The 13,039-nt window shown below is 47.8% G+C and carries 8 protein-coding genes; 1 reads left to right on the top strand and 7 read right to left on the bottom strand.

What is annotated here, in order from left to right; all coding sequences use genetic code 11:
* Positions 1-197: 197 nt before the first annotated feature.
* From dinD to gltB, 4 genes are all read right to left on the bottom strand, one after another.
* Positions 198-938, bottom strand: a complete 741-nt coding sequence (gene dinD / locus QFZ48_RS10835) for a DNA damage-inducible protein D (protein WP_429062251.1) — start codon at positions 936-938, stop codon at positions 198-200.
* Positions 939-1,137: 199 nt separating this feature from the next.
* On the bottom strand, positions 1,138-1,749 hold the full coding sequence (locus QFZ48_RS10830; RefSeq protein ID WP_429043160.1) for a hypothetical protein: 612 nt from the start codon (positions 1,747-1,749) through the stop codon (positions 1,138-1,140).
* Positions 1,750-2,015: 266 nt separating this feature from the next.
* Positions 2,016-3,491, bottom strand: coding sequence for a glutamate synthase subunit beta (locus QFZ48_RS10825; RefSeq protein ID WP_079471497.1), 1,476 nt, complete (start codon positions 3,489-3,491; stop codon positions 2,016-2,018).
* Positions 3,492-3,554: 63 nt separating this feature from the next.
* A complete protein-coding gene (gltB, locus tag QFZ48_RS10820) occupies positions 3,555-8,084 on the bottom strand; it encodes a glutamate synthase large subunit (RefSeq protein ID WP_370908884.1) in 4,530 nt (1,509 codons plus the stop codon).
* Between the two features lie 369 nt (positions 8,085-8,453).
* On the opposite strand from gltB, the gene QFZ48_RS10815 reads away from it, so the two are divergent.
* Complete coding sequence (locus QFZ48_RS10815; protein ID WP_429062249.1) at positions 8,454-9,518, top strand: hypothetical protein; 1,065 nt, start codon at positions 8,454-8,456, stop codon at positions 9,516-9,518.
* Between the two features lie 18 nt (positions 9,519-9,536).
* On the opposite strand, the gene QFZ48_RS10810 is transcribed toward QFZ48_RS10815, so the two are convergent.
* The 3 genes from QFZ48_RS10810 to QFZ48_RS10800 form a co-directional block, all read right to left on the bottom strand.
* A complete protein-coding gene (locus tag QFZ48_RS10810; protein WP_429062248.1) occupies positions 9,537-11,078 on the bottom strand; it encodes a family 10 glycosylhydrolase in 1,542 nt (513 codons plus the stop codon).
* An 88-nt stretch (positions 11,079-11,166) separates the two neighbouring features.
* A complete protein-coding gene (locus QFZ48_RS10805) occupies positions 11,167-11,970 on the bottom strand; it encodes a mechanosensitive ion channel family protein (protein WP_429062246.1) in 804 nt (267 codons plus the stop codon).
* Between the two features lie 5 nt (positions 11,971-11,975).
* Complete coding sequence (locus tag QFZ48_RS10800; RefSeq protein ID WP_429062244.1) at positions 11,976-13,034, bottom strand: hypothetical protein; 1,059 nt, start codon at positions 13,032-13,034, stop codon at positions 11,976-11,978.
* Positions 13,035-13,039 lie beyond the last annotated feature (5 nt).

The raw sequence follows: 13,039 nt of genomic DNA, 5'->3' as shown, positions 1-13,039 counted from the left end.
GGATAGTGCAACCGGGCGCATGCCTGCGGGTACAACAAAATCCATACCTCAGGTACCGGCAACGAATCGTTATTGCAAGAATACATCAAATACGGTAACGGACATACTTTTTTTGGCGATGGAAACAGAATGGGGTGAGTAGTAATATGCACAGATTGGCGAAAAGGAAATGGACCGGACGGGTTGTTTTTTATTACTTAGTTATCCTGATTCAGGGCATTTTTATCTTCTTTTTCAATTCTTCTTTTTACTTTATCCACATCTTCTGCCGGAGGACGGCTTTCTGGTTTTACACCTCTTTCCAGGAGCACATTTCTAACGGCGGTATTGTTGTCAACATGTTCTTCGGTAATATCCTCTTCTCCTTTCAGGTCTTTTTCCAGTACATTATGACTGGTGAGTTCTGTGGCGAGGTCTTTTGCTTTAATGGTAATAGTGGGAAGGAAGTCGGCCAATGCCCTGTTTTCGGGAATGACCAGTTTTCTCTTCATATCGCGGGTGGTAAATCCTCCGAAAAGAGCCTCATCGCCCTTCGAACGGATCCGGGCAAATCCTTTATCGTCCACCCCTCTTTCGTAAATAATACCGGATAATGCCTTTTCTGACTTCGATAGCTTTTCCCGGGCATTAATACGGTCAATATCCAGCAATCTTTTTTCAACAATTTCCTGTTTGCGGGTTTGCACGGCAAAGTAGGTTTGTGCAAATGCAATCGGATCTTTTTGGGTGTCGCCACTTTGAGCGATCAGGTAGCAGGCGTAGCGGGTAAGTGCGATGTCCTGAAGTTGCCTTTGGCCTCCTTTGGGAACAGCGATCGTTTTCGTGATATCACGAAAATGATCGGAAACAATAATCCCACTGTTTTCGCAGGAATTCTTTGCCTTTTCAATGACTTTGAAAAAATTTTCCCATCTTAAATAGCCAAGAATTTGCTGCAATTCCCTGGCGCTTCAGCATTCGATACCTTTGTGTTCATAACAAGCCTGTTCAAATTGTTTAAACAACGCTTTGATCAATTCTTTTTTCATGAAAAAAATGTTTATTTATCTTACAATATTGTGATAGGCACAATATACCAAAGCCATAACAGCAGTGGGTTAACGAAACTTAAACAGTATCATTTTGAAAGAAGAATAATTACTTTATTCCGGGTTTATTCCGTTGATTAAACCGGAAGATATAATACTCCAGCTGATCTTTCTTTTCCCTGTCGCCCCTGAATTCATCGAGCAATACGCTGTCCTGGGGGAGAATATATTTTTTGAGATTGTAGGCAGATAGTTCCAGTATCTGGCCTGTCACCACATTCAGCACTTTTTTGAGCACTACCGGTGTGCTGATGCTGTTTGTTGTCATATCCGCCTGGTTTAAATATCCCCGGGAGGGCTGGATGCCGTGTAAGGCATATATGCAGTAGTAGCCGATTTCCTGTAGTTTATTAAGACCGTTGTCTTTGATGTAGATGTTCCTTCCGTCGCAAAAGCCCCAGTAGTTTTTCAGTTTGTGTTCCTGGCCGGCGCCATCCCGGAGCACCAATTCATTCCTGTTGGCCAGCAGATAGATCTGCGCGGCGGAGCTGCGGTTTTTTATTACCAGGTCTCCCTCTTCCGAAGGATTATTTGATTGAAATTCCTCAAAGGTTTTATACAGGCCTTTCTTTAGTTGAGGTGCGTCTGTAATCAGCACATTTTGCGCTGCTACGGAAATACCGAGCAACAGCAGGTTCCAAAAACACAACAGTTGTTTCATAATAAACAAATGTATTGGGTTTAGGGAGTGAGGTTAGCCGGAAATAGCTGAACACCGGCTTTGTTTCTGCTGATGTTTGAATTATGTCTTTAAAATCACGAGAGGGGTGGCATTAATGGCAGGCATTAAGCAGAAGCAGGTTGCTTTCCGGGAGGGAATCCTGTCTTTTTAAAAAAAATATAGGCCGGGTAAAAACCCGGCCCGGCTGAAGGTTACAACAAAATCTAAACCTGCTTATGAGAAAAAATTTGATTTACATAATTGAATTATAAAGCCATTGCCTGTAGTGAATGGTCTTTGCTTTCCAGTTGGGAGCTGCCCATCAGGAATTCGTCCACTTTTCTTGCGCACTCACGACCTTCACTTATTGCCCATACCACCAGTGACTGTCCGCGGCGCATATCGCCGGCAGTGAACACTTTAGGAATAGATGTCAGGTAGTCTTTTTCGGTAGCTTTTACATTACCGCGTTCATCTCTTTCCACTTCCAGCTGATCCAGTAAGCCGGTATGCTGCGGATGTACGAAGCCCATAGCCAGTAAGGCCAGTTCGCAGGGTACATCTCTTTCTGATCCGGGTACTTCCGTGAATTTTGCCGGTCTGCCGTCGGCGCTGGCGGTCCATTGCAGGTCTACCAGGCGCAGGGCTTTCAGGTGGCCGTTATCATCCCCGATAAAGGATTTGGTAGCGATGGCCCATTTACGGTCTGCTCCCTCTTCGTGGGAAGACGATGTTTTTAAGACCATCGGGTAGGTAGGCCATGGCATATACGGCGTACGTTCGCCCGGAGGTTTTGGTAATAACTCCAGCTGTGTAACGCTGTTGGCGCCATGACGGTTACTGGTTCCCACACAATCGGAGCCGGTATCACCACCACCAATTACAATTACATTTTTGCCGGTTGCCAGTATATCGCTGCCTTCTACTGCAATATTGCTTACTCTTTTATTCTGCTGCTTCAGGAAGTCCATCGCATAGTGTACGCCTTTCAGCTCACGGCCCTGGATAGGGAGGTCGCGTGGAATGGTGGAACCACCAGCCAGTACAATTGCGTTGTATTCTCTCAGCAGATCATTGGTACTAACGTTAACGCCTACATTGGCATTGCATTGAAACACCACGCCTTCTTCTTCCATCAGTTTCACACGGCGGTCTACTACCCATTTTTCCAGTTTGAAGTCCGGAATACCGTAGCGTAAAAGTCCGCCAGGTGCATCATCGCGTTCAAACACGGTAACGGTATGGCCGGCATAGTTCAACTGTGCTGCTGCGGCTAAACCGGCGGGGCCGGAACCAATAACAGCTATTTTTTTGCCGGTACGCATACGGGGCGCTTTTGCCTGTACCAGACCTTTATCGAAAGCTACTTCAATGATGTGTTTTTCTATTTCCTCGATAGCTACCGGGGGCTGGTTAATACCGAGCACACAGGCGCTTTCGCAGGGAGCCGGGCAAATACGTCCGGTAAATTCCGGGAAGTTATTGGTCGAGGACAGTATATCATACGCTTCTTTCCAATCCTGGCGGTATACGGCATCGTTAAATTCCGGTATCACATTACCCAGCGGGCATCCGCTGTGGCAAAAAGGCACGCCGCAGTTCATACAGCGGGCTGCTTGCTGATTTAATTTATTATCGGGGAAGCGTTCTACAAATTCATTATAGTGACCAACCCTTTCCCGGGGATCCGCTTTCCCGGGCAGCTCGCGTGTAAATTCCAGGAATCCTGTAGGTTTACCCATAATTTTCCTCCACAAGTCCCTTACCTGCAAGGGATATTTTGATGATGAATGTTAATTGTTCAATTAGTGACCTACTTTCTGACCCTGTACTTTGTCTGATTTCAACGCTGCCTTGTATTCTTTCGGGAACACTTTCACAAAATGACGCAGTTGGTTTTCCCAGTCTTTCAGGATAAACTTCGCCACGGTGCTGTTTGTGTAGGCGTGATGTTTTGTGATCAGATCCTGCAACATGGCTACATCTGCCTGATCCAGCGGATCGAGGTCAATCATATCCCGGTTGCAGTAGTTGGCGAAAGTGCCTTTCACATCGTATACAAAGGCAATACCACCGCTCATACCTGCTCCGAAGTTGCGGCCGGTTTCACCCAGTATCACCGCTTTACCACCGGTCATGTATTCACATCCGTGATCACCCACTCCTTCTACTACTACGGTAGCGCCGGAGTTACGTACACAGAAACGCTCGCCAGCCTTACCGCGGATGAAAGCTTCACCGGAAGTTGCTCCATAGAAGCAAACGTTACCTGCGATGATATTTTCTTCCGCCTTGAATCCTGCTTCTCCGTGTGGATAGAGGATCAGTTTGGAGCCAGACAAGCCTTTACCGAAGTAGTCATTGGCTTCCCCTTCCAGTTCCAGCGTTAACCCTTTGGTGGTGAAAGCGCCGAAGCTCTGGCCTGCAGATCCGATAAATTTGAAATGCAGGGTGTCTTCCGGTAATCCTTCGCTCTTGTAGCGTTTGGATATTTCGTTAGACAAGATGGTGCCGATGGTACGATCTGTATTTTTTACAGGGAACTGCTGATATACCCTGGCTTTCTTTTCCAGTGCAGGCTGTGCAGCCTTCAGCAGTTGCCAGTCGATTACTTCGCTGATGCCGTGATCCTGTTCTTCCTGTTTGTACAGGCCGGTTTCGGCAGAAGCTTCTTCTTTATATAAGATCGGTGACAGATCCAGTTTTTGTGTTTTCCAGTTGGTGATGTTATCACGCATCTGGAGGCATTCTACCTGACCCACCATTTCATTGATGGTGCGGAAGCCCAGGTCAGCCATGATTTCGCGGAGTTCTTCCACGAGATAGGTGAACAGGTTTACCACGTGCTGCGGATCGCCGGTGAAGCGTTTGCGCAGTTCAGGATCCTGTGTAGCCACACCAACAGGACAGGTGTTTACATGGCATTTACGCATCATGATACAACCTTCTACCACGAGGGCAGCGGTAGCAACACCCCATTCTTCAGCACCTAATAAGGTAGCAATCGCAATGTCGCGGCCGGTTTTCAGCTGGCCATCTGTTTGCAGTACTACCCTGCTGCGGAGCTTATTTTTTACGAGGGTCTGGTGTGATTCGGCCAAACCGAGCTCCCATGGCAAACCTGCGTGTTTGATGGAGCTTTCAGGAGATGCGCCGGTACCGCCATCGAAACCTGAAACCAGTACCACATCGGCGTGTGCTTTTGCAACACCGGCAGCGATAGTACCAACACCAGCCTTGGATACCAGCTTCACGCTGATACGGGCGGCACGGTTAGCATTTTTCAGGTCATAGATCAGCTGTGCCAGATCCTCAATAGAATAAATATCGTGGTGAGGAGGCGGAGAAATGAGGCCCACACCGGGTGTGGAGTGCCTTACTTTTGCGATCCACTCATCCACTTTATGGCCGGGCAACTGCCCGCCTTCGCCGGGTTTTGCACCCTGCGCCATTTTAATCTGTAATTCGTCGGCATTGGTCAGGTAGTAGCTGGTAACCCCGAAACGGGCGCTGGCAACCTGTTTGATGGCAGAACGCATAGAGTCGCCGTTTTCCAGCAATTCATAACGCAGCTCATCTTCCCCACCCTCACCGGTATTGCTTTTTGCGCCGATACGGTTCATGGCAATGGCCAGTGTAGAGTGTGCCTCATGGGAAATAGATCCAAAGCTCATAGCACCGGTAGCAAAACGCTTGAAGATGCTGGATGCTGGTTCTACTTCATCAATGGAAATAGAAGGACGATTCTTTTTAAACGTAAACAGGCTCCGTAAAGTGGCTGCTTTTTCGCTTTGATCGTTTACTGCTTTTGAATACTTTTTGAAAGCAGCATAGTCGCCCATACGGGTAGCCAGTTGCAGGTAGTGAATAGTAGTGGGGTTAAAGAGATGGAATTCTCCTTTACGTTTCCACTGATATACGCCACCTTCTGTTAAACGCTGCACCGGTGTTTCTTTACGACCGTAGCCCATCCAGTGTTTAGCCAGTGTTTCACGGGCAATTTCATCGAGTCCCAATCCCTGGATACGGGAAACGGCGCCGGTGAAATATTTATCAACAGTTGCCTGGTTGATACCCAATATTTCGAAGATCTGTGCACCCTGATATGATTGCAGGGTGGAGATGCCCATCTTTGAGAACACTTTCAGAAGGCCGTCACAGATAGCTTTGATATAATTTTTCTTCAGTTTATCTACGTCGAGCGCGGTGTCCAGTTTGCCATTCAGCTTCATATCGCGGATGGTGCTGAGGGCCAGGTATGGGTTGATGGCGGTTACGCCAAAGCCCAGCAGGCAGGCAAAGTGGTGTACTTCCCAAACATCACCGGCTTCCACGATCAGTCCTACCTGACCACGGTAACCCTTGCGGATCAGGTGGTGGTGAACGGCGGATGCAGCCAGGATAGATGGAATGGCGGCGTGTTCTGAGTCGATAGCACGGTCAGAAAGGATGATCACTTCAAAACCGTCTTCCACGGCGTCTACCGCGTAGCGGCATAAGCGGGCCAATCCTTTTTCCAGGGAGCCGGGCTTACCGTCTGCCTTGAAATAGGTATGCAATGTTTTGGCCTGGAATAAGCCGGTATCGATACTGCGGATCTTTTCCAGTTCGTGGTTGTTGAGGATCGGGTGGCGCAGCGCCAAACCATGGCAGTGCAGCGGATCTTCATCCAGCAGGTTACCGTTGTTGCCTACAAAAGTAGCCAGCGACATCACCAGTCTTTCCCTGATAGGATCAATCGGCGGGTTGGTTACCTGTGCAAATAATTGTTTGAAATAGTTACAGAGATGTTGTGGCTGATTGCTCAGTACTGCCAGCGGGGTATCTGTACCCATAGAGCCAACAGGTTCCTTGCCATCAATTGCCATTGGGGCAATGATGTGATCCAGGTCTTCTGTGCTGTAACCGAAAGCGCGCTGGTATTTAAAGATCTGGTCGTGTTCCAGGTGAGTAAAGGTTACTCTTGGTTCCGGCAGTTCTTCCAGGCGGATCTTATATTTATTCAGCCATTCGCCATAAGGTTGCTGGGAGCAGATCTGTTGTTTCAGCTCTTCATCACCTATGATGCGGCCCTGGTCCATGTCTACGATAAACATTTTACCAGGTTGCAGGCGGCCTTTCTCTTTAATATTTTTTGGATCGATGGGCAATACACCGGCTTCAGAAGCCATGATTACGCGATCGTCTTTTGTTACCACGAAGCGGCTCGGACGTAAACCGTTACGATCCAGGGTAGCGCCAATAATTTTACCATCAGTGAAAGAAATGGAAGCAGGACCATCCCATGGCTCCATGAGGGAGGCATGATATTCATAGAACGCTTTCTTTTCTTCGCCCATGTCTTCGTTGCCGTCCCAGGCTTCCGGTACCAGCATCATCATTACATGCGGCAGGGAGCGGCCTGTCATGGTGAGCAGCTCAATCACATTATCCAGGCTGGCAGAGTCGGACTGGCCTTCTTCCACGATGGGAAGCAGCATTTCCATCTCTTCTTTGCTGAAATATTTGGAAATAAAGTCCCTTTCGCCGGCGCGGAGCCAGTTAAGGTTACCTTTCAGCGTATTGATTTCCCCGTTGTGGGCAATGTACCTGTAAGGGTGGGCCAATCTCCAGCTGGGGAAGGTGTTGGTGGCAAACCGGGAGTGGATGAGGGCAAAAGCCGACACCATTTTCTCATCGCTGAGGTCTGTATAATAATGACGCACCTGGTAGGTGGTCAGCTGACCTTTATATACAATTGTTTTATAAGAGAGGGACGCAATGTAAAACAGCGATTTCTCTTTAGGAACGGTATTGCGAACGGTTTTGGAAACGTAGTTACGGAGCACAAACAGTTTGCGCTCAAAAATTTCCGGATCGCTGATATGATAAGGGCAGGCAATAAATACCTGTTCAATTTCCGGTTCTACAGAAAGGGCTGATTCACCAATACCATCCGGGCGTACCGGTACTTTACGGTAACCCAGAATTTCCAGGCCCAGTTTCTCTGCGCTGCGTTGAAATATTTCACGGCATTCTTCACGCCAGCGTGGCTCTTTCGGAAAGAAGACCATGCCTACACCGTATTTTCCAAACTCCGGTAAGGCGATGCCCAGTTTCAGGCATTCATCATACAGGAACTCATGGGGCGTTTGAAACAGTATTCCTGCACCATCTCCCGTGTTCTGCTCACAACCGCAGGCTCCGCGGTGTTCCATGTTTTCCAGCATGGTTAAGGCATCACGTATAATATGGTGGGATTTACGACCCTTGATGTGGGCAGTAAAACCTGTTCCGCAGGCATCATGTTCAAATTCCGGACGGTATAAACCTTGCGTTTGCTTCACTTCATCCATTTGGTTTAGATTTTTTGCTTTGGCACACCCTTCCCTTCTGACTTGCGCCGCGGGTGATGGTGTACGATATAATTCGGGAACGGTTTAAAGATACTAAAGGAACGCGGTATTTTTTGTATAAACTTTTGTTAGACGGTTAAAATTTAGAAAAACATAAAAAGATGGCGGTAATTGTTAGAATATTTGAAAAAATGGCTGCTCCCTCAGGACAAATTGGTTCCATTTTAAGGCTCAGGCCGGCATCTTTAAAGTGACCCGGATTATAACACTTTTGTGCGAGGTGCTTTTTCAACCGCCCTGTATTATATTTGAAGGATACCCTTTACTAACATAAACGCCTATACCAATTTTATGCTCCCAAAGCTATTCATGAGTGCGTTTTTAGTGTCTGCCGGATTTCTGCTGCCGGCCCGCGCACAGGATGCCGCCGAAGCGCCGGCTGCCATCTCACAAAAAAAAGTAAGCCTGGCGAAGGCCTCCCCCTTTACCGCCGACAGCCTGCAGGCGAAAGTATCCGGAATTGCCATTGTCAGCGCGGTATGGGATACTGCCCGCATTGGCTTTTTACAAACCGGGCTTTTCAACAATAAGGCAGAAGCCATCCCCGATAAGGAAATGGGCAGGTACCTGCAGGAGTTCGTAAACAATACCTTCGGAGGCATATTCACCCCCGGTAAGCCCCGGCTTATATGGGTGGTAGAAGATCTTCGCATTGGGGAACGTACCCAGATGATGGGAGAAAAAGCCTATGTCCGTGTAAAAGCAACCGCCTACGTACAAACTGGCGACGACACCTACAAATTGCTGAAAGCCATGGATATAACACATTTGAACAATGGCTTTGATGTAACCCACCAGCACCGGAACAATATCTCAAATGCATTCAAGGAATTTTATGCGGCCGGCGCCGGGGTCCTGGATTCAGTGCTGGCGGACGCCGGGCCGGGACTCTCCTATGCCGCGACCACAGGAATTTATGCAAAAAAGCGGGAACTGCCGGCGCTGAAGGACCCTGTTATGAACGATGGTATATACCTGTCATTCGCCAGTTTCCTGGAGAACAAGCCTGATATCCTGCAATATGAAACAAAAGGGAAAGCGGGCAAAGTAAAGGTGTATGCTATTCCCGGCGATGGCCAGAAAACAATTGTTCCTGCCTTATGGGGTGTGGTAAAAAACGGGGCAGTGTTTAAATACGATGATAAATCACTGGTAGGGCTTTCCCGCAGCGGTTATGGCTATGTGATCACTTCTTATTTGTCGGCCTATGAAAGGAGGCAAAGCGCTATTATAGGCGGGGCCTTAATGGGCGGCGTTGCCGGCGGGTTGCTGGGGTCTACTGTTGCACTGCAGCACACAGATGCCTTCCCGGAATTAAAACTTCCTGCAGAAGCCACCGCGATAGATATGGAAACAGGCGCACTGATTTTTTAATGCGCCTGTTTCCCGCTGCTATGGCTCGAAAAGGAATTGTACTTTTCCATTTAACTGCCGCATACGCAGTGGCTCGCTGATATGACTCTCATTCTGTAATCTGTCGAGCGCGGTGACGATGTAGGTATACAGCTTCCCTTTCACATAAGTGAGGTCCTTAAATTCAGGATCGGACGACTGCGACAGGATACTGATAATTTTCGTAGGGTCGCTGACGTTAATCGCTTCGTTTTGCTCAAACCGGTACAGGACATACTGTTTGGTGTGGCCGCTGGTATCATCATCTGCCCAGTGTATTTCCAGTCCTCCCGGCCGTTCAAAGGCATCAATAAAGTAAGGCGCTTCGGGTGTTTCCTTTGGCAGCCACGGCATAATAGGCCGTAATGCAGGGTACTTATAAAGACGGGTACGCAACGCATCTTCAATGCCCAGCGGGTTGCCGCGGAAAGAGGCCGCACTGTAAAAAATACTGCCTTGGATAGTGTTCAGTGTTCTCGCTTCTTCTATTTGTGCCGGTAATTCATTTGGATTTTTCCAGGCCGCATTGCTGCCAATCCGGTACACGCCGTGGCCAATATACACGTGGCGGCCATAGCCATGTTGGCTCCACCAGTTCAGCAATATTTCGTAGTCGGCCAGCCGGTGTCCGCGCTCCCAATAGATCTGCGGTGCCACATAATCGATCCAGCCGTTTTTCAGCCATTTCAGGATATCGGCAAACAGATCGTCGTAGTTGGTTTGACCGCCTTTGGTATAGGATCCTTCCTGGTCTTTGTCTTTGTTACGCCAAACGCCAAAGGGACTGACACCAAACTTTACCCAGGGTTTTTCTGCTTTGATGGCTACGCTCAGCATTTTTATGATGGCATCTGTATTGGCGCGGCGCCAGTCATCTTTCATCATATTGTTGCCATACAGGCGGTAGGAGCTGTTATCCGGGAATTCTTTTCCCGGAACCCGGTAAGGATAAAAATAATCATCGAAATGTACGGCGTCGATATCGTAGCGTTTTACCACGTCGCGGATAACCATCGTTACATATTCGCGCACTTCCGGAATGCCCGGATCAAAATATTTTTTATTGTCGTAAACAACGAACCATTGTGGTTTCAGGCGGGTAATATGATTGGCTGCCACGCTGCTGCGGCTTGTATTAAATACAGCCCTGTATGGGTTAAACCAGGCATGAAATTCCATGCCGCGTTTATGCGTTTCTTCCACCATGAACTGTAACGGATCATAGTACGGGTTTGGCGCCTGCCCCTGCACGCCCGTGAGGTATTCAGACCAGGGCTCATATGGAGATGGATAAAAGGCGTCGGTAGCCGGGCGCACCTGCACCACTACCGCATTCATACCATTTCGCTGTTGCTGGTCGAGTATGGCAATGAATTCCTGCTTTTGCTGCTCTGTACTCAGGCCCCGCCGCGATGGCCAGTCAATATTTTCCACAGTGGCAATCCACACCGCTCTTAGCTCGCGTTTGGGGGGCAATTGCGCCCATGCCTGCTGCATTCCGATAATCAATAGTATTGCGCCTGCTATAAATTGCTTCAACATCAGCCTGACTTTTTAACCGTAAGATGCGAAAATAGCAAAAAGCAGGGCTGATCCGATACAAATATGTGATTCTTATGAAGATAGGGAACTAATCTTTCTCCATCTTCAGCTTCGTAGCAGGCGCCTGGTAATCTTCCGGCAAATATTCTGTTGGGACCGTGGTCATATTTCCATCGCGGTGTGCAATGAAATGCGGCGACATAATTTCAATACCCGCAGCATTAAACTCATCTATGATATGCCGGTGCAGATCAGAATAGATGACTGCCATTTTATGGGAATGATCGGTATATACATTGATTTCGTAAGCGATAGCAAAATCATCCAGGCTGGTTTGTAAAACAAAGGGCGGTTTGTCTTTCATAACGCCGTCTGTTTCTATAGCAGCCTTGATCAGCATTTCATGTACTTTTTTCCAGGGCACTTCATAGCCGATAGTAACGGTAGTATGTAAGATGAGGCCAAGGTCTTTGCTGGATGTGGTGAAGTTAATGGTATGGCCACTTAATATGCTGGCGTTAGGCACCGTAATTTCTTCGTTCTTAATCGTGCGCAGCCTGGTTACCAGTAGGTTCTTTTCAATTACATCTCCCGTAATTTCCCCGATTTTTACCCGGTCTCCGATCTTAAAAGGGCGCATGTACGTAATTACAAAACCCGCTATCACATTGGAAATGGCGGAAGAAGAACCCAATGAAAACAAGATGCCGAGGAAAACAGAAACGCCCTGGAATATTTTTGAATCTGATCCGGGCAAATAAGGAAATATGACAACGAACATAAAGGCGTACAGCAGGAACTTGATCCCGCTTCCGGTGGGTCTTGCCCAATCGGCATAAAAACCCTTGAGCGAGAGGTTGCCGGTGGCCACTTCTTCCGAGAGATAGTTCACCAGTTTTACCAGGTACCGCGTGATAAGGTAAATACGATGATGGTGAGTAATTTGGGAAGATAATGCAGGAAGCCCACCAGGATGGATTTGATGGGCGATAATGTCCAGTTGATCAGTTTATCGGCGATGCCTTTTGTCCATGGAAAGATGCTGAATACAAAGGGCAGCGTAATATAAAAGACAAAAAGAATAGCCACGATCCTTACTATACGCAACGCGTTAAAAACAATACCGATCTGCTTTTGCTGGTTCAGCAAAGCGTAATCTTTTACTTTTACGCCTTTGAAATAGCGGTCTTTTTCACGGACGATCCTTTTTCGCAGCCGTTTGAACAAGCGGTTGATGCCGTATACGATAGCGGAAAATATAACGATGATCAGTAATAGCCAGGCGATCCTGACAAGGACATTCTGCAGGCTGCTGTCTTTCTTTTCCTGTAATATCGCGTTGCGTACAGCGGCGGCATACTTTTGCGCAACGGGCTCTTTTTCCTGGTCCAGCCAAAGAGCGTCGTCATTTGTTACGCTTAGCAGCACCAGTTCATTATAGGTAACGTCTATATTGTTTTCGTTGGGTATAACTTTAATTGAATCAGGTATAAAAAAGGGATCGTCGGCCAGCTGCGACAGTTTATGTTCAATGTTTACTGCACGGTCGCTTGGGTTCAGTGGTCCCAGTTTGTTATAAATATAGAAGAGGGTATCACGGCGGAAGGGTACTACGGGAATGCCTTTGCTGGTAGCTTTCAGCTGGATAATCCGCTGGCGGGCAGCTACTTTTTTCAGGGAATCGGCCTGTTCAAAAGCGGAGAGTTTCTGTTGCAGTTCTTTTTTGCGGTTGTCGTTGTCGTTACTGATCAGCAGCAGTTGTTGCTGCAGCTGTTTTTTCTGTTCGTCATCCGCTTTCTGGAGAGAATCGTTTTCCCGGAGCAGGCGGGTGGTAAGGATCAGTTGTGAGTTTGTGAGGGAGTCGCGGGTGGCTTTGCTGCTATCATTTTGTGCGTTGCACAGCAAAGCCAAACCAGTCAGAATGGTAATAAAGTAGAGGGTAAAAGCAGTTTTCATTCCCG

Origin of the sequence: Chitinophaga sp. W2I13, assembly GCF_050434005.1 — a bacterium.
Classification (GTDB): domain Bacteria; phylum Bacteroidota; class Bacteroidia; order Chitinophagales; family Chitinophagaceae; genus Chitinophaga.
The sequence above is the reverse complement of the archived record's forward strand: the minus strand, read 5'-3'. Positions and strand labels throughout refer to the sequence as shown.